The 17,397-nt window shown below is 54.2% G+C and carries 14 protein-coding genes; 3 read left to right on the top strand and 11 right to left on the bottom strand.

The annotated features are described in order from the left end of the window. Positions 1–82: 82 nt before the first annotated feature. The 4 genes from F3I47_RS12600 to F3I47_RS12585 are packed head-to-tail and all read right to left on the bottom strand — an operon-like array spanning position 83 to position 4,044. A complete protein-coding gene (locus F3I47_RS12600; RefSeq protein ID WP_150029026.1) occupies positions 83–1,393 on the bottom strand; it encodes an MFS transporter in 1,311 nt (436 codons plus the stop codon). Continuing rightward, the gene (locus F3I47_RS12595; protein ID WP_190311321.1) at positions 1,386–2,021 is read right to left on the bottom strand and encodes a DUF4286 family protein; all 636 of its coding nucleotides are present in this window, start codon (positions 2,019–2,021) and stop codon (positions 1,386–1,388) included. Before F3I47_RS12595 ends, F3I47_RS12600 begins: the two co-directional genes overlap by 8 nt. Then, positions 2,021–3,352: an amidase gene (locus F3I47_RS12590; RefSeq protein ID WP_150029025.1), complete on the bottom strand. Its 1,332-nt coding sequence runs from the start codon at positions 3,350–3,352 to the stop codon at positions 2,021–2,023. Before F3I47_RS12590 ends, F3I47_RS12595 begins: the two co-directional genes overlap by 1 nt. Before the next feature lie 11 nt (positions 3,353–3,363). Beyond that, positions 3,364–4,044, bottom strand: a complete 681-nt coding sequence (locus F3I47_RS12585) for a DUF2848 domain-containing protein (RefSeq protein WP_009093024.1) — start codon at positions 4,042–4,044, stop codon at positions 3,364–3,366. Positions 4,045–4,158: 114 nt separating this feature from the next. Here F3I47_RS12585 and F3I47_RS12580 point away from each other — a divergent pair, with 114 nt between their 5' ends. Further along, on the top strand, positions 4,159–4,833 hold the full coding sequence (locus F3I47_RS12580; protein WP_046102950.1) for a GntR family transcriptional regulator: 675 nt from the start codon (positions 4,159–4,161) through the stop codon (positions 4,831–4,833). Positions 4,834–5,198: 365 nt separating this feature from the next. Here F3I47_RS12580 and F3I47_RS12575 read toward each other — a convergent pair whose 3' ends face one another. From F3I47_RS12575 to mqo, 5 genes are all read right to left on the bottom strand, one after another. Continuing rightward, positions 5,199–5,426: an Imm74 family immunity protein gene (locus F3I47_RS12575; protein ID WP_150029024.1), complete on the bottom strand. Its 228-nt coding sequence runs from the start codon at positions 5,424–5,426 to the stop codon at positions 5,199–5,201. A gap of 1 nt (position 5,427) precedes the next feature. After that, positions 5,428–6,591 (bottom strand): PAAR domain-containing protein, encoded by a 1,164-nt coding sequence (locus F3I47_RS12570; protein ID WP_150029023.1) that lies wholly within the window; start codon positions 6,589–6,591, stop codon positions 5,428–5,430. Then, entirely contained in the window at positions 6,588–7,394 is an 807-nt protein-coding gene (locus F3I47_RS12565) for a DcrB-related protein (protein ID WP_150029022.1), read from the bottom strand. The genes F3I47_RS12570 and F3I47_RS12565 overlap by 4 nt, the downstream gene beginning before the upstream one ends. A 279-nt stretch (positions 7,395–7,673) precedes the next feature. After that, entirely contained in the window at positions 7,674–8,225 is a 552-nt protein-coding gene (locus tag F3I47_RS12560; RefSeq protein WP_150029021.1) for an RNA 2'-phosphotransferase, read from the bottom strand. 503 nt (positions 8,226–8,728) lie between these two features. After that, the gene (gene mqo, locus F3I47_RS12555) at positions 8,729–10,378 is read right to left on the bottom strand and encodes a malate dehydrogenase (quinone) (RefSeq protein ID WP_150029020.1); all 1,650 of its coding nucleotides are present in this window, start codon (positions 10,376–10,378) and stop codon (positions 8,729–8,731) included. A gap of 349 nt (positions 10,379–10,727) precedes the next feature. Here mqo and F3I47_RS12550 point away from each other — a divergent pair, with 349 nt between their 5' ends. Together F3I47_RS12550 and dcuR are read left to right on the top strand one after the other, a co-directional pair. After that, a complete protein-coding gene (locus F3I47_RS12550; protein ID WP_009093029.1) occupies positions 10,728–12,317 on the top strand; it encodes a sensor histidine kinase in 1,590 nt (529 codons plus the stop codon). Then, positions 12,314–13,033, top strand: a complete 720-nt coding sequence (dcuR, locus tag F3I47_RS12545; RefSeq protein WP_009093030.1) for a two-component system response regulator DcuR — start codon at positions 12,314–12,316, stop codon at positions 13,031–13,033. Before F3I47_RS12550 ends, dcuR begins: the two co-directional genes overlap by 4 nt. On the opposite strand, the gene F3I47_RS12540 is transcribed toward dcuR, so the two are convergent. Continuing rightward, positions 13,027–13,989: an FAD:protein FMN transferase gene (locus F3I47_RS12540; protein ID WP_150029019.1), complete on the bottom strand. Its 963-nt coding sequence runs from the start codon at positions 13,987–13,989 to the stop codon at positions 13,027–13,029. The two genes, dcuR and F3I47_RS12540, sit on opposite strands and share 7 nt — an antisense overlap. Positions 13,990–14,052: 63 nt before the next feature. Then, the gene (locus F3I47_RS12535; protein ID WP_150029018.1) at positions 14,053–16,833 is read right to left on the bottom strand and encodes a flavocytochrome c; all 2,781 of its coding nucleotides are present in this window, start codon (positions 16,831–16,833) and stop codon (positions 14,053–14,055) included. Between the last annotated feature and the right edge of the window lie 564 nt (positions 16,834–17,397).

Raw genomic sequence — 17,397 nt, 5'->3', positions numbered from 1 at the left:
GAACAAGCCCGCGGGTGAGCATTATGCGCAGCATCTCTTTCAGCGATAGCCCGGACAAGGGCAATCCTTCGCCCTTACAATCTTAATCCTGACGATGAGCAGTCTCTCTGGCTTTCCACAACGCGAATAGCGTAATCGCCAGTGCCAAACTGACGTACAAAGAGACCCACAGCGTGCTGCCCATTTCTTTAAATAACGTGGTGATGATCAGAGGCGCAAAGCCCCCGCCGACAATGCCCGCCAGGGTATAGGCCAGGGATGAACCCGCGTAACGCACATGTCCCGGAAACTGCTCAGTGACAAACGCGGCCTGCGGCCCGTACATCATCGCATGGATCAGCAAACCGCCAATCACCGCCAGCACGATCAATACCGGATGCGCGCTATCAAGCAGCACAAAGAACAGAAATGACCATACAATCGCCAGCAGCGCGCCGGTAATGTAAACCGGGCGTCGTCCCCACCTGTCTGAAAGCGCGCCAAACATCGGCACCGTAATCGCGTTAACTATTGCGCCCAGCATTGTAGCCATTAACGCCAGCGGTCGCGGTAATTGCAGCACGGTGGTGACGTAGGTCAGCGTAAAGACGACCACCAGCGCGTAAAGGACATCCGAGCCGATACGCGATCCTCCGGCAATGAGTAGCTGTTTCGGATAGTTTACGAAAACCTCTTTTAACGGGGTGTGCGTGGTTTTCTCCTGTTCCTGCATTGCGACAAAGGTGGGTGTCTCTTCCACACCGCGACGCAGCCACAGGCCAAATATGACCAGTACCAGGCTTAGCAGGAACGGAATGCGCCAGCCCCACGCCTGAAACTGATCGGCGCTCATCATCACCGTCACCAGCGTAATAAAGCCCGTGCCGATCAGCGTGCCGCAGGATGGACCAACCTGCGCAAAGGAGGCGTTACGCCCGCGTTTATTCGCGTCGCCATGCTCCATCGATAACAATACGGCCCCTGCCCATTCGCCGCCCAGCGCGATGCCCTGCACAAACCTCAGCGCGACTAAAAGAACCGGGCTCCAGATGCCCCAGACCGCATAGCCCGGCAGCAGGCCCATTAACGCCGTGGTTACGCCCATTATCACCAGCGTGATGATCAACACTGCTTTACGCCCCGCGACATCGCCAAGGTGACCGAACACGAAGCCCCCCAGCGGACGTGAAATGTAGCCTACCGCATAGGTTGAAAACGCCAGAATGGTGCCGACCAGCGGATCGAAGCTGGGGAAAAAGATATGGTTAAACACCAGCGCGGCCATGATGTTGTAAACGGTAAAGTCGTACCACTCAAGCGCGGTGCCAATCGAACTGGCAGCAGCCAGACGCCCGGTCTTCGATTTGGTGCGTAGGGCGCCTGCTGCATGTTGCAGAGAATCGGTATCAGCCATGGGTCAGCTCCTGTTTTGTTAACTGCCAGTTGAGGGCATAACGCTGTATCTCTCCCACAAGCAGCTGTGCCGCGGCCGCAGCGAGGCGATCGCAGCTCCGTGCATCGCTGCAATGAATCAGCAGCATCGGCTGCATTTTCCGCTGTTCCTGGCTTTCCTTCGGTAACGGCGAACTCAGGACGCTGTCTGGCATCAGCACGCAGGAGGAGATGTAGCCCGGCGTCTGGCTTATTTGCTGCTGCCAGTCGCTGAGCGCACTGCCATCGATCGCCTGCAGCGTCAACACCGCTAACTGATTGCCCGTGCCTTTGCCATGCTTGTGCGCGACCGTGCTCACCCGGCGCATGGGGTTAACCATTTTTTGCAGATTCTGTACCGACCATGCCGTCTGGTGCGTGAATGCGGCGTGATAATCGGCGCTGGTAAAGGCGTCCAGCGAGTCGGTTTCATATAAACCGAGATATCGATACTCAGCGTTAACTGCCTGATAGCGTGTACCGCTCAGGAATCCCGTAATGGCTACACGCTCCTCTACGTGTTCATGGTCATACCACTGGTTAAAGTCAGCCTCATCTTCAGCGCCAATGTTGGTGGCGACATATAGCATGCCGTGGGGTTGAGTCATCATCAGGATCTCCGGTTAAGGGCAGTTTCCACGGCAAGCGACCAGCTGATTAAGCGGGCGTCATCACCATGAATCGAAGCAAGGCTCAGGCCAACCGGAGCAGAGCCCGGTTGATGGCAGGGTAAAGAGAGCGCACAGCCGTCCAGCATGTTGATAATGCTGGGGTTGCGCAGCATCAGCGCGTTGATCTCCATATAGCGCTGGGCATCACTGAGTGACGCGATAGTGGGCGCGACAAGCGGAACGGTTGGCATGAGTAACGCATCAAAATCCCCTAGCGCTGCGTTGATGCGCTGTTGCCATGCAGCACGCTGCTGGTAAAGCTCGGTGGCATCCTGCACGGTGAGATGGCTGCCGCGCTGGATGCGCACCAGCACCTGGGGATCGTAAGCTTCAGGGTGTGCCTGCGCGCTTTTTTTATGCCATTGCCAGGCTTCATAAGCCGTAATGCCGCCACGCGCATTCATAGCATTCAGCTCATCCAGCTCAGGCAACGTGATGTCGATAATCGTCGCACCCGCCTGCTTCACAAGCGTGATGGCTCGCTGCCAGGCCTGCGCCACATGCTGATCCAGACCATCCAGTACGCGCGTTTGCGGCACAGCAAAGCGCGCGTTACGCAGATCCAGCGACTGTAACGCCAGCGGCCGATCGGCAATGACGCTATCCAGCAGCCAGCAGCTGCGCACGTCGTCCGCGATCACCCCGATGCTGTCGAGTGAGGTCGAAAGCGGTAACGTTCCACGCTGATTGATGCGCTCTGCCGTGGGTTTGAAGCCGGTCAGGCCACAGAGTGCAGCAGGGATCCGCACTGAACCGCCGGTATCGGTGCCAACGGCAGCCAGACACATGCCCTCAGCAACCGCAACGGCCGCGCCAGAGGACGATCCGCCGGGGATACGCTGCTGTTCGCGCTGCCACGGATTGACTGGCGTGCCGTAATGGTGATTGATGCCTAAGCCGGAAAAAGCGAACTCTGTCATCGTGGTTTTACCGACGATGGCGGCGCCCGCCAGCAGCAGCTTATCGACGACGCTGGCATTGGCAGCCGCCACGGGCGCATCGGCCAGTAAGCGTGAACCGGCCGTGGTCGCCTCTCCCTGGACATCGAACAGATCTTTAATGCTGACTGGCAGTCCATCGATGGGACTTAGCGCCTGCTTTGCCTGCCAGCGGGCGTTTGCCGCGCTACAAGACGCGGCGTAGCGTTGCGTGAACACCAGTGCCCCCTGTTGTTCAGGATCCTGCGCGGCCTGCAACGCGGATTCAGTAAAGGCTTCGGGCAGAGCATCGCCGCTCTGCAACTGCTGACTGGCTTGCCAGAGTGTGGTCATCGGCGCTCTCCTCATGCCACCACCGGCAGCGCGCCGGTGGTGTAAGTGTGTTCCAGCGTGCGATTAAGCACCGGGTCGTGCAGCGCCATGCGGAACTGGCTGGATGGCCGGATGCCGCCAATGGCGCCCAGCGTGCCGCAGGACATAGCAACGCCCTCTTCCACAACACCGCCAGCAAAATAGCGAGCGAGCAAATCCTGTGGTGTCAGCAGTGAGGCCAGCGTGCCCTGCTGATAAATGACCCATTTACCCTGCTCTTTAATCCATGAACTGAGTTCAAGCACATCCCAGTGTTCGGTAACGTCGCTCATGCGCCACGCGGCGCTGGCAACCGGCTTGATGCACGCCTGCTTAGAGAGCGCGACGCTAAAAGTTTCCAGATGGCGGTCGGTATGATCAGAGGTGAGGGACACCCACAATTCGCCGCGATGCGAGAAAACGAAGGGTTCGGCTTCGCCGGAGGTCTGCTCGCCTACCACTTCAAGCTCTGATTGCTGGCTGAGCTGATTAACCGCAACCCGGTAAAAAAGCGGAACTGCACCGGGTGCGGGCACACCGAGGGCTTCTAATTCACGAATATGGTGCAATACGGCTTCCTTATCGCGGCCGGCCCAGCCAGCAATAATGAAATGCGTAATGTCCACGTTCAGTGTGGTCGCGGCTTTGTCGCCCGTAGAGAATCGCAACTGCATGAGAAAACCTCCGGTTGAAAAATCACAGTGAAATTTCACAGTAATTTTAAACTAGCGATTTTCATGCCAGATTTTTGTGTAAGATGTCTTACAGGTAAAAAAAGGAACGTAGTGATGAGTGAATCAGTGGCGGAAAATGTGAACCCAGGCCGTGCAGATAAAAGCCTTTCTCTTAATGAACAAGCCTATCTGGCTTTCAGGCACAAGCTCATTACGTTGCGTTACAAACCTGGCGAATACCTTAATACCGCTCAGGTGATGGATGATCTGGCGATAGGTCGTACACCGGTTAATCAGGCGGTTCATCGCCTCGCAACCGAAGGTTTACTGCAAATTATCCCGCGTAAAGGTGTCATGGTGGCGCCATTATCAATTGATGACGCACTGGAGTTGATTGAAGTACGGCTGGTAAATGAAACGCTCTGTGTTGAGCTTGGCAGCCAGAAGGTGACGGAGGCGCAGCTTGAGCGTCTGCGTCATCTTAATCAGCAAATTGATGAGGCGAGCCAGTTACGCAGCCGCGAACAGATGATGCTGCTGGATCGCGAGTTTCATCAGGTCCTGGCCGAGATTGCCGGTAATCGCCATCTGGCCGATATCCTTAGCGTGATTCATGCACAAGCGCAGCGCTTCTGGGCCACCACCCTTTCCAACGTGGCGCACATGGATGAAGTGATCGCTGAGCATAATGAAATCATTGCCGCGCTGGAATCAGGGGACACACAACGTGCAGCCGAAGCCGCACGTGCGCATATTTTCTCATTTAAGCGCGCCTTACTTTCCGCTTAAAAACCAGACCGCGTGCCGTCGCAAATTTAACAGCGCCTGATCGATTTCAGTTTATGCATGACCCGGTTGCTGCGGACGGCGCGCTAATGATGGCTGGCGGCTGATACCGTTTTCAGGGCGGCAGCGGCGCTCGGGAGCATGATGTGCCCAGTGGGGAGTGTTGCCGGTTCGCTGTTTAGCCTGGGGCAATCGCGTTGAAACGGGGGCACGTCCGCTTTGGGCAGTGAGCGGACGTTGCTTACGACATGGTATGTTAGTTTACGGAGGGCTGGTCAAAACGGATCATCCTCCCTCACCACCTGTCTCAATACTGTGGCGGAAGTAATATGTGAAAGTAATTAGCAGGCTACCTTCACCGTACAGATTTAAACAAATTTCATGACCATATGAGATCCCTGGGTTTTTTTGACTGCTTCATCAATATAATGCTGGCGAACAGCATCAGTCACAGGTTCACTTTCATAGGGGGGTTCAAACTGTTTCATGGTGCTTTTTTCAGCCACAAACCCCCCCACGACCATTTCACCTTCTGCCCTGATTTTTTTGCCCTCGATATCAAGCATCACATATGAACTTGTGCCTGTAATTTTCATATCAGTTATCCCTTACAAAAATGACTTTTTCCGTCTGCGATACCGGATCGATTGTGGTGATTTTCGTGACATTATCGTTGCCCATCAGGCGTGGTAACTCAACGTTTTCCCATATATTACCTTCACGCAGGGACTGCCCCACTACGGCCCTGACTTCTCCAGAGACCTGTTTTGCATAAGACGCGGAGACATCCTCCCAGGCCTTGATGCTCTGCGGTTTATCGAAATCCCATTCAGGCATTTTAATATTTTTATCTTTAATTGTGGATTCGAGCGTGACACCGCCTCGGGACTTCGCGATGGCTTCTGCGACGTCAGGACCGCCGACACCTTCAGTGCGCCCTGACCAGAAAAAGGCTCTGTCCGGATCAGTGGCCAGTTGGGGTTCTATTTCTTTAAGGTTGATGAGGCTCTTAGGCGTGTTACGCCACGCATTAAAGGCTGCGCCTCCTTTTGCACCTGCAAGGCCGCCTGCAAACGCACCGCCTAATGAAAGCCACTTCTGACCGTCAGAGCCTTCTCCCCATAATTTCCCGCCTATGTAAGCGCCGCCATAACCTCCACCAAGACCTCCCGCAAAACCCAGCAGGGCTATCGCCGGTCCTGCCAGAACGGTCGTGGCCGCAAGGCCCACGCCCAGCAGTACTCTGTCCACCCAGTCAGGAATTTCAGGACTGATTACGTCAGTCTGCTCTTTAATGCCACCAATAATGACGTTAGTAGATCCACCGCTGATGACCCCACTGCAAGTCAGGCGGTCCCCCATCCTGGCAGCGGGCAGTCCGTTGATACAGACGCGTGAAGATCCTTCTGCCACCCGCTGTAAAGCCGGGCCATGCTCGTCACAGTCACCTACAGACATATGCGACATCACCGCCGGTCTTCCGTTGATTAATACGTTTGATGAACCAGTAACCAGATGGCCGGTTTCGTGGTGGGGTGCCCATGACATACTGCCGAGAACTTCTCCCAGTCCGCCGCCGCCAGCTGCGCCTGCGAGCGTCGCGGCCAGGACTACTGTTCCGACGCCCCCCGTGGCCAGAGTGAACGCCGCACCGGCAATGGCCCCGCCTATCAGACCGAGCACCAGCCAGTCTTTAGAGGCAGAATGTTCTATGCCGTCCCCCACGCGTGCAGCGGAAAAAGCTTCAGCGGCACCATTCATTTTCCATTTATCCGCTGGCGGAGGTAAGCCTCAACGACTTCAGTGGTATCAAGGCCGTCAATACCCCGGACAGTTCTGGCCAGGAGCAAACTTGATATAAGTCCAGGTCTCCTGGCACCTGCCATCTCCCACAGCGCAAAGCGGCCAGCATGCTCGCCATCAGGTATCGGAGACAGCATCAGTGGTTCGCCGACAGCGTCAAAGAACAGATAGTTGCCGTTTCTGGCCCGACTGAGATCAATCGACGAGTAGAGATCAGAAATTGAAGGGAACACATTCAGTTCGCGGCTATCACGGTCAAAGCTAAAGAAGAGTTCCTGGCTGTCGGCGGGGATCTGGCTCCCCCTTGCGGTAGAATCTGGTGCATCGTCCGGAAAGGTAATGCTGTCCGTGATGTTGTCATAGATACGTCCATAGTAATCGTCAAACGAATCCGGGCAGGTGCCAATGAAACAGAGCAACTTTTTTCCCGTATTATTTTCAGATGTCAGTACCACCCTCTGCTTCTGAAAGATGATTCTTTCGCCGGATTTGAAACTGTAAAACAGTTCCAGGGCCTGCCTGCCATTCAGTTCAGTGAGCCGGGCATGATTGAGTGAGAGATCCTGCAAAGTCGCCTGCAGTTCGGAAGACAGTCTCTGGGATACTGACTGAAGCGTGTCTTCTGCAGCAGCGGTTGCACGTGAAATCACAAAGGTGAATTCATTGGCATTCGTATGGCTTAGGGTAAAGAGGTTCATGGTGCGATCGCGAAATACGTCGGGCACCGTAATGTTGCAGTCCTGCAAGGTATATTCAGACATGTAAAGCTTCTCCGGTCCGTGAGTCCGGACCAGAATATCAACGTTAGTAAAATGATCCCTAGATGATACTGATTTAAATTTGATCTAATTCAAAGGTGTTCTTTGCACCTTCTGACCTGCTACCTGATAATTCACACAGAAGGCTGTTATCAATGTCCGCTTTTCGCTCATAGCAGAAATTGTCCTGTGCCCTGTCCGCTCTGTGCCAACAGCCGACATAATCATTATTGCTGAACAATAACTGCTAACAGAGAAGGTATCTAATGAACTACCAGGTGATTAACTTTTTAATGAAATAAAATTAATGGGAACTGTTTCGGTTAACCAAACCCCGTTTTCAGCCTGGAAAAATTTATATCCATGCTGGTACATTCGCTGGGATTCAATCTCCAGCAGTACTGGTTTACCGTAGCGTTGTCCGACAGCAATAGCCGTCCGGGTTTCCTTCGATAGATGCACATGGTGGCGTGAGCCTGCAATCAATCCTTGCTGAAAAATAGATTCAATGAAGCGTGTTGCAGTGCCATGGTAGAGGAGTTCTGGCGGTTCTTTTTCTCTATGCTGGAGATTCACGTCTGGTGCTGAGTGCCCCTGGGCGGCACGTATACGCTGACCATCGTCGGAGAGGGTAAACCGTTTCTTATCACTGCTATTCACAATTGTCTGAATCAGTGCCAGATCAAGTATATGACCTTCATTCGCTGCGCCGGTAATCAAAGAGTTAATGTCTGCCCAGCCTTCTGCATCGAGTTGCAATCCGATAGTGTGAGGCTCATGGCGCAAGATATAACTCAGGAACTTGCTTATTTCGTTAAGTTGCTTGTTACTCATGATTAGTCTGCATAATTTTTAAGATTTAATTACAGCCTTTATAATAGCCGGGAGCAGCTGTGCAAGTCTAAGTGAACGGAGCACGACTACATTCGTTTTCACCAGGAATGCCACTGTTGCACCCTTTCTGCAGTCACTTTACCTCACTTTCGCACCCATCGTGATGACTTACAGTCTGGCTGCTCAGTATGTAATAACGCATCTCATACGAGATCTATTATGCTACCTCACTTGTATCAATTACTTTTTCAATTTGCAGGGCGAATGCTTCAGCCGACAGCTTTTATTGTTTGGGGTAATTTCTGCTCTTAGCTCAAATCAGACATCCATCACCTGAAACCACCTCAAGCCATTAAAACACCCTCTTTGCCTGACACTAAACGCAACTGCTCGCCTGCCGGGAAGCCGTGACGCGGCAAGCCGTCAGCCTGAGGCACTGAACAGCGCGCAATAAAAAAGCCCGCGCAGGGTGACCCGCGCGGGCTTTTCACATCAGGACGCGATTACAGCGCCATATCGTGTTTGGCTGAAGGCGCTGCCTGCTCAGGCTGAGCCGCTGGCGCCGGTGCTGATTTGCCATCCATGTTGATCACAGGCGGCGTGGTCAGCTGCAGGGTTGCCGCAGTCTCATTCCAAACCTGCTGCAGCAACGGCACGTTGTCGTTCAGCTTCTGGCCATAACCAGGAATCATTTTGTGGATCTTGGCCTGCCACTCTGCTGACTTAAACTCTTCCGGGAACAGTTTCTGCATCACGCTTAACGCGATCGGAGCAGCGGTTGACGCGCCCGGCGACGCACCCAGCAGGGCTGCGACAGTTTTCTGCTGATCGGTCACAATTTCTGTACCCAGTTTCAGCACGCCACCTTTCTCAGCATCTTTCTTGATGATCTGAACACGCTGACCGGCCTGAATCAGTTTCCAGTCCTCTTTCTTCGCGTCCGGATAGTACTCTTTCAGCGCGTCGAAGCGATCTTCATCACTCAGCATCACCTGACCGATCAGGTATTTCACCAGGTCAAAGTTATCGATACCGACATCGGTCATTGGCACGATGTTGTGGGTCGTGGTGGTGCTCAGCAGGTCAAACAGCGAGCCGTTTTTCAGGAACTTGGTAGAGAAGGTCGCAAACGGTCCGAACAGCACGACGCGCTTGCCATCCAGATAACGGGTATCCAGATGCGGAACAGACATCGGTGGTGCACCGGTGGAAGCCTGACCATAGACTTTCGCCAGGTGACGATTCGCAATCGCGCTGTTTTCGGTCACGAGGAACGAGCCGCCAACCGGGAAGCCCGCGTAGTTGTCCGCTTCCGGGATGCCGGTTTTCTGCAGTAACTTCAGCGCGCCGCCACCGGCACCGATAAAGACATATTTCGCATCGACCGCGCGCTCGCTGCCATTTTTGACATCTTTAATGGTGACGTGCCAGGAGTTGTCGCCGTTGCGCTTGAACTCGGTGACTTCAGATGAGGTTTCCAGACGGAAGTTGTTATTCTTCTTCAGGCTGCCGATCAGCTGACGGGTAATTTCGCCGTAGTTAACATCGGTGCCGACCGGGGTCCAGGTTGCCGCGACTTTCTGCTGCGGATCACGACCTTCCATGACCAGCGGCGCCCACTGTTCGATCTGCTTGTGATCGGTGGAGAATTTCATGCCCTGGAACAGCGCGGTTTTCTGCAGTGCAGCATAGCGCTTGGTCAGGAAGTCGACGTTGTCGCCCCAGACGAAGCTCATGTGCGGTGTAGAGTTGATGAAAGAGCGCGGATCGTGCATCACGCCCTCTTTGACCTGCGCGGTCCAGAACTGACGTGAAACCATAAAGGCTTCGTTGATTTCCAGCGCTTTGGACACGTCGATAGAGCCATCTTTACGCTCAGGCGTATAGTTCAGCTCCATGTTAGCAGAGTGACCAGTACCGGCGTTGTTCCAGCCGTTTGAGGATTCCAGCGCCACGCCATCCAGCTTCTCAACCATGATCTGTTTCCAGCCAGGCTGCAGCTCTTCCAGCATGGTGCCCATGGAGGCGCTCATGATGCCGCCGCCAATTAACAGAACATCGGTTTTTTCTGGTGAGGTTTCAGCGTGAAGTGCGGATGAAACTAACAGGGCCGCAAGAGACAGCGCGGGAATAACTTTTTGTGAATTCATCATTTTAATCTACAGCTCGGACCGTACTGGTTAAAAAAAGTCCTCAAAGTTTAAAATAATGTTATTTACGAGTTAATGCGAAATTAGTTATAAAATTAAAAATAGCAATTTAGCCTTAATTTAATTACAAAAGGCTTACTTTATTGAGCGATTATTTTAACCACACATTAAGGGTGTCCTTTGAATTATACAATCCCCTAACACAAATATTCTTACTGAAACCGACGGCGGTCAGGCCGCTAAAACTGTACTGATGCGGCGAGTTAGCGTATGTTTCCCGGCGATCTCCCATCCGTACTGAAAGCCTATGACAAGCCAACCACAGAACCGACACGCCGTGACGAAACGACCCATGAAACTCAGTACCCTGACCACACTGATGATGACCGCGGTTATCTTCACCGTACTGCTGGCTGTCCATCTGCTCTATTTCGTTCAGATCGATAACTTTGCCCAGTCGCACCTGAAAGATAAGGCGATGGCGGTCGCCCGAACGCTGGCGGACAGCCCGGAAATTCAGCGGGGATTGCTGTTGCCTGACGGCAGCAGCCAGATTCAGCCGCTGGCTGAGGCGGCGCGTAAACGCAACGGCCTGCTGTTTGTGGTGGTGACGGATATGCGCGGCATTCGCTTTTCGCATCCCAATGCTGCGGTGATCGGCAAGCACTTTGTCGGTAACGATATCTATCCCACCCTGAGCGGTCGGGAGAATGTGGCGGTCAATCATGGTGTGCTGGTGGAAGCGTTGCGGGTCTTTACGCCGGTGTTTAACGCGCAGCATCAGCAGATCGGCGTGGTGGCGATCGGCATTGCGCTGAATGATGTGGCGGCGCAGATTGCGAAAAGCCGCTGGAACATCGTCTGGACCAGCCTGTTTGGCGGCGTGGTCGGGCTGCTGGGTATCCTGATTCTGGTCCGGCGGCTGAAAACCATCCTGCTGGGTCTGGAGCCACACGAGATTTCCAGCCTGTTTGAGCAGCGCCAGGCCATTCTTAACTCCATCAAAGAGGGGGTGATCGCGGTAGACGATCACTCCCGCGTCAGCCTGATCAATCAGGCCGCGCAGCAACTGCTGCATGAGACCACACAGAAAACGCCAGCCAGCGGCGATCTGATTGCTGAAGAGAGCGTGATGCACCGCCACCAGCAGGATGCGCTGCATGCGGGGAAAGCCTGGTATGATGAAGAACTGACGCTGGGAAATCGCATCCTGATCACTAACACCGTACCGGTGCGCAGCCGTGACCGGATTATCGGGGCGGTGACCACCTTCAGGGACAAAACCGAGATCAGCCAGCTGATGCAGCGTCTGGACGGCATGGTAAACTATGTGGATGCGTTGCGTGAGCGGTCCCATGAATTCATGAATAAACTGCATGTCATTCTGGGCCTGCTGCATATGAAAAACTATGCGCAGATGGAAGAGTACATTCTCAAAACCGCCAATGCCTATCAGACGGAGATCGGTTCGCTGCTGCAGAAGATCAAATCGCCGATCATTGCCGGTTTCCTGCTCAGTAAAATCAACCGGGTTACCGATGAGGGCCATCAGCTGATTATCGATGAGGCCAGTTTTTTGCCCGACTGCGGCAGTGAGGAGCAGAGCGCGGTGCTGATTACGGTGCTGGGCAATTTAATTGAGAATGCGCTTGAGGCGCTGGACCCGGAGACCGAGGGTGAAATCCACCTCATGCTGCACTATCAGAATGGCTGGTTAGCCTGCGAAGTGAGTGATGATGGTCCCGGCATTGATGCCGCGCAGCTGAACACCATCTTTGAACGGGGCGTCTCCACAAAGGGTGAGGATCGCGGTGTCGGACTGTTTCTGGTCAGACAGCAGACCGAAAGCCTGGGGGGTAGCGTCAGCGTCGAGTCAGAACCCGGCGTCTTTACCCAATTCTTAGTACAACTTCCGTGGGAGAGAGGAATGATTACCCAATGATTAATGTGTTAGTTGTCGATGATGACGCCATGGTCGCGGAGCTGAACCGCTGCTACATCGGGCAGATCCCGGGATTTACCTGCTGCGGAACGGCCTCGACGTTACAGCAGGCGAAAGAGCGGCTGGCTCAGGCCGAGCCGCAGGTGGATCTGATTCTGCTGGATATCTATATGCAGCAGGAAAACGGTCTCGACCTGCTCCCGGAGCTGCGCAGCGCAGGCCGTCCTGTTGACGTGATTATTATCTCGTCCGCTGCCGATGCCGCCACCATCAAAACCTCACTTAACTACGGGGTGGTCGATTACCTGATCAAACCTTTCCAGTTTGCCCGGTTTGAAGAGGCGCTCACCGGCTGGCGACAGAAGAAGTCGCTGATGGATAATCATCAGTTTTACCAGCAGTCAGACGTGGACCAGCTTCTGCATGGTAACCCGCCGGGGGCCAGCGAACAGAAACGCCTGCCGAAGGGACTGACGCCGCAGACGCTGCGGACGCTCTGCCTGTGGATCGACGCCCATCCGGGTACCGAGTTCTCGACCGACGAACTGGCAACCGAGGTGAATATCTCCCGCGTCTCCTGCCGCAAATACCTCATCTGGCTGGCGCAGATCAATATTCTGTTCACCAGCATTCACTATGGCGTCACCGGTCGCCCGGTCTACCGCTACCGCCTGCAGCCGGAATATCACACCCTGCTCAAACAATACTGTCAGTGAACCAGCCGGTAATCGTCATCCAGCAGCTGAAACGAAAAGTGACGTTGTGACGAACAGATGACCCGCCTGTCGCGGGTCACAAACAGGGCTTCAATACCCGGTTTGTCTGCCAGACAGGCAATGCCCTGTTCCACGCCCAGACCGTATAGCAGCGTGGTGTAGATATCGCCATCCAGCGACCGGTCAGAAATCACGGTAACGCTCAGCAGTTCGTTATCCAGCGGATACCCGGTGCGCGGGTCCAGAATGTGGTGATAACAGATCCCGTTCAGCTCGAAGTAACGTTCATAGATGCCGGATGTCACCACGGAGCGATTGTTCACGCCAATCACGCCGATCAGCTCGTCGGCAGCACCAAACGGTTTTTTCAGTCCGATTGCCCAGCCCTGTTCATCAGGGGGGGCCCCCACGGTCTGCACGTTGCCGCCCAGATTGATCAGCGCATGGCTGACCTGCTGCTGGCGCAGAAAGGCCTGCACAAGATCGGCGATATAGCCTTTGGCGATGGCCCCCAGGTCAATCTCCATACCCGGTCTGGCCAGCATTACGCTGCGGGCGTCGGCGTCAAGAATGACCTCATGGGGATCGATGAGCGCCCTGCGAGCCTGAAGCTCCGCTGGTGACGGCACGCTGTGCCCCTGAAAACCGATTTTCCAGCACTTCACCAGTGGACCGATCGCCAGATTAAACAGGCTGTCGGGCAGCAGGCTCACCGCATGCGCGCAGGCGATAAGATCGAACACCGGCTGGCTGACCACCACCGGATGCTGCCCTGCCGCATGGTTGATCGCCATCACCTCAGAGGCGGCGCGGTTCACGGTGAAGAGATTCTCCTGCTGTCTGATAAGCCGGAAAACCTGTGCGGCCAGGGTCTGATTGTCTTCGAAGAGTTTGAGCAGGATGGGCGATCCCATCAGGACGGCGGAGTAAGCATAGACACGCGCTTCAGTTAACATAGGCGACTCTGCTTCAGAATGGGAAAACCGGCACCCGCCTGAGGCGGATGCCGGGGAGGACCGTTAACGTCGGGCGTAAGCGGCGGCGTTACCACCGGCCAGAATACCAAAGATGATGATATCGGCGACGGCGTTCCCGCCGATACGGTTCGCGCCGTGGATACCGCCAACCACCTCACCACAGGCCCAGGCACCGTTGATTACCTGTTTCTGAGTGTCCAGCACCGCTGTCGTGGTGTCGATGGTCACGCCCCCCATGGTGTGGTGAACACCCGGCGCGATACGAATCGCGTAGAAGGGGCCTTCACTCAGCGGGTGACGCAGCGCGGTCTGACGACCAAAATCTTCATCTTTCTGCTGGATAACAAAGTTGTTGTAACGGGCCAGTGTCGCTTCCAGGGTGTGATGTTCGCCCATGTTAAGTTTCGCCGCCAGCTCCGCCACGGTAGGCGCGCTGATGACAAAGCCTTTGGCGATATATTCGTCGGCCGCTTTGTTATTCATCCGCACCTGTTCGTCAAACACAATCCAGGCGCTCTTCTCAGGCAGGGCGATAATCTGCGCCGAGACTTTGTCGCGGGTTTCCATTTCATTATAGAAGCGCTTACCCGCCTGGCTGACCAGGATAGCCCCGCCGCCGCGAATGGATTCAGAGACCAGGTAAGAGGTGGTTTGCTCCACCGTTGGGTGAATCTGGATCTCGCCCATATCCACCGTGCCCGCGCCGATTTTCTCCAGCATCGCAATCCCGCTGCCGGTAGCGCCTTTGTGGTTAGTGGTGACAAAGCCATCGAGTTCAGGACGGTATTTCACCACCAGCTCGCGGTTGGCACTGAATCCGCCGGTCGCCACAATCACGCTTTTCGCGTAGAGGATGCGGCTGTCGTTGTACTCATCGACCACCTTCACACCGGTGACCGCGCCATTTTCATACAGGATTTCTGCGACTGAGGTCTCCAGCAGGACTTCGATGTTACGGCTGTTGATGTTTTTCACCAGACCGCTGATCAGGAAGCCCCCCACCGCGGAACGGTCAGCCGGACGGTGAGTCCGGTCAATGCTCATCCCGCCGGTAATGGTAATGTCGTTGAGTTCGATTCCGTGGTTAGCCAGCCATTCGATCGCTTCCGGTGCCAGATCCACAAACTCACGCAGCAGCACCGGGTTGTTTTTGAACTGACCGCCCTTCAGCGTCTCTTCATAGAACAGCTCTTTGCTGTCCTCGATGCCTTTGAGTTTCTGGAAGCGGGTTTCGGCAGCATTCATACCGACCGACGCCTTGATGGTGTTACCCCCGATAGTCGGCATCTTCTCGATGATGACGACGCGAGCGCCCTCGTCGTGCGCCTGAATTGCCGCAGCCAGACCTGCCCCGCCACTGCCGACAATCACCACATCGTAATTCTGCGGTGCATTCGGGTTGCCCCCCTCTTCAATCACATGCGCTTTGCTGGAGGTGGTCATGGCGCGTGAAACCGCTTTTTTCAGCGCCTCACTCTGGGTGGTTGCGCCGGTAATGGCGTCCACGTGCGGGCTGTTTGCTACCAGAATGCGGTTACGCAGGCTTTCAAACGTGGTGGTGAAATCGACATCGAGGGTGTCATCCGGCACCAGTGAAATGTCGGTGATACGGTCTGTGTCGAGCGTCACGTTGATTTTCAGCTTCAGCGCTTCTGCTTCCACTTTTTCCTGATAAACGCCCGCTTTGTATTTACGGCCCGATTCGCTCATGTCGCGGATCATCGCGTCGACCAGCGAGAAGCGCCACAGCGGTTCCGGGATCTGCAGCTCTTCGCGTTTGTTGCTGTCGATATAGAGTTCAAGGTGCTCGTTGTTGATGATCCGGTCAGCCCAGTTCGGGTAGGCGATACAGGCTTTACCAATCGCCACCAGATCGTAGCCTTTTTCCAGCGCCATCTCGGCATCGGCCCGGTTCACAACGCCGCCGACGCCAATCACCGGCACTTTTGCCAGTTCAGGCGACCGCATGGCGAGGTACTTCTCGATCAGCGGCGTCGGGTCCTGGGTATCCACAATCGACGGACGCAGCAGCTGGCCTACAGAGAAGTGGACATAATCCAGGCCACGCGCGGCCAGTTTTTCCAGCAGAAAGAGAGTGTCGTCAAAGCGAATGCCGGGCACTTCGATCTCTTCAGGCGAGAAGCGATAGCCGATGATGAAAGAGTTGTGGGCGAAGCGTTCCGCCATCTTGTGGGTGATTTCCAGCACTTCCAGCGGGAAGCGGGCGCGGTTGTCGCGGCTGCCGCCCCACTTGTCATCGCGCTGGTTAGAGTTGGGTGAATAGAACTGCTGGATCAGATAGGTATTGGCGCCATGAATTTCCACGCCATCGAAACCCGCCTTGATCGCACGGTTCACCGCATCACCAAATTTGGTGATCATGGTGTCGACTTCTTCTGCGCTGAGCGCCAGTGGTTTGGTGGCACCTTCTCGCGGCGCCGCGATGGCGCTCGGCGCAACCGGGGTTTTCCCGCCAATCAGCTCCGGCTCGACCATACGGCCGCCGTGATAGATCTGTAAAATGGCGGTAGAACCTTCAGATTTGATTGCGTCCGCAATGCGTTTCAGACCGGGGATTTTGTTGTCGCTGTCGATGGCAATGGCACCCGGAAAGGCCGGGCCGCGGTTATCGATAAAGCAGCACTCGACAATCACGGTTCCGATGCTGCCTGCCCGTGCGCGATAGTATTCAACCAGTTCACTGGTGACCGTGCCGTCATAGAAACCGGTACAGGTGGTCATCGGGGCCATCACCAGTCGGTTTTTTAACACGGCGCCATTTGGCAGGGTCAGTGGATTAAGGATGGGAGTGAGTGTATTCATTGCGATAAACTCCAAGATTTAAAAGTCTGGAAATTTTTTAGCGGACGCAAATTATCGCTTAATTAAGTGGTCCGATGTCATGCTGTTAATATACGCCTTTCTTTGCTTACGTAAGCGATAAATTTACTTATTTAACTTTTAAAGCATCTGGAGTTTTTATTTGCTGAATGGCGGAACTAAAGTTATATTTATTGTTAATCAAGGGTAACCAAAAATCAACCATTTGTTTACATTGAAATAAAATCATTCATTATCAGAATGTTATGTGATAACCTCCTGCTTTTCCGCCCTGCTCATTTGTTGACCCGCTTCACAAAAGTGTCAGAATACCGGTGGCAGAAATATAAATAGAAAATAAATGTTAAAAAATCGCGAATAATGAATTAATTTCTTTGATCTGGATCAAAATTTATATTTGCAGAAATCGCATCATATTTACAGGCTTTTAAAAATGCTGCTCAATCCTCAGGCAGCGGATTAAAAAAATCAGTGCATCGCGGTTTATTCACACTATCAAGAATAAGAACGAAATTCATCAGTGAAGGTCCGGGGCGCAAATCGTAT

The organism is Pantoea sp. M_10, from assembly GCF_008631515.1.
GTDB lineage: Bacteria > Pseudomonadota > Gammaproteobacteria > Enterobacterales > Enterobacteriaceae > Pantoea > Pantoea anthophila.
Note: the sequence above shows the minus strand (reverse complement) of the source record. Positions and strands in the feature narration are given on the sequence as shown.

Excerpts from the sequence above, each read along its gene's own strand:
- F3I47_RS12600 (WP_150029026.1), bottom strand. The coding sequence starts at position 1,393 with ATGGCTGATACCGATTCTCTGCAACATGCAGCAGGCGCCCTACGCACC.
- mqo (WP_150029020.1), bottom strand. The coding sequence starts at position 10,378 with ATGATGAATTCACAAAAAGTTATTCCCGCGCTGTCTCTTGCGGCCCTG.
- F3I47_RS12575 (WP_150029024.1), bottom strand. The coding sequence starts at position 5,426 with ATGAAAATTACAGGCACAAGTTCATATGTGATGCTTGATATCGAGGGC.
- dcuR (WP_009093030.1), top strand. The coding sequence starts at position 12,314 with ATGATTAATGTGTTAGTTGTCGATGATGACGCCATGGTCGCGGAGCTG.
- F3I47_RS12560 (WP_150029021.1), bottom strand. The coding sequence starts at position 8,225 with ATGAGTAACAAGCAACTTAACGAAATAAGCAAGTTCCTGAGTTATATC.
- F3I47_RS12585 (WP_009093024.1), bottom strand. The coding sequence starts at position 4,044 with ATGCAGTTGCGATTCTCTACGGGCGACAAAGCCGCGACCACACTGAAC.
- F3I47_RS12565 (WP_150029022.1), bottom strand. The coding sequence starts at position 7,394 with ATGTCTGAATATACCTTGCAGGACTGCAACATTACGGTGCCCGACGTA.
- F3I47_RS12580 (WP_046102950.1), top strand. The coding sequence starts at position 4,159 with ATGAGTGAATCAGTGGCGGAAAATGTGAACCCAGGCCGTGCAGATAAA.
- F3I47_RS12590 (WP_150029025.1), bottom strand. The coding sequence starts at position 3,352 with ATGACCACACTCTGGCAAGCCAGTCAGCAGTTGCAGAGCGGCGATGCT.
- F3I47_RS12550 (WP_009093029.1), top strand. The coding sequence starts at position 10,728 with ATGAAACTCAGTACCCTGACCACACTGATGATGACCGCGGTTATCTTC.
- F3I47_RS12535 (WP_150029018.1), bottom strand. The coding sequence starts at position 16,833 with ATGAATACACTCACTCCCATCCTTAATCCACTGACCCTGCCAAATGGC.
- F3I47_RS12595 (WP_190311321.1), bottom strand. The coding sequence starts at position 2,021 with ATGATGACTCAACCCCACGGCATGCTATATGTCGCCACCAACATTGGC.
- F3I47_RS12570 (WP_150029023.1), bottom strand. The coding sequence starts at position 6,591 with ATGAATGGTGCCGCTGAAGCTTTTTCCGCTGCACGCGTGGGGGACGGC.
- F3I47_RS12540 (WP_150029019.1), bottom strand. The coding sequence starts at position 13,989 with ATGTTAACTGAAGCGCGTGTCTATGCTTACTCCGCCGTCCTGATGGGA.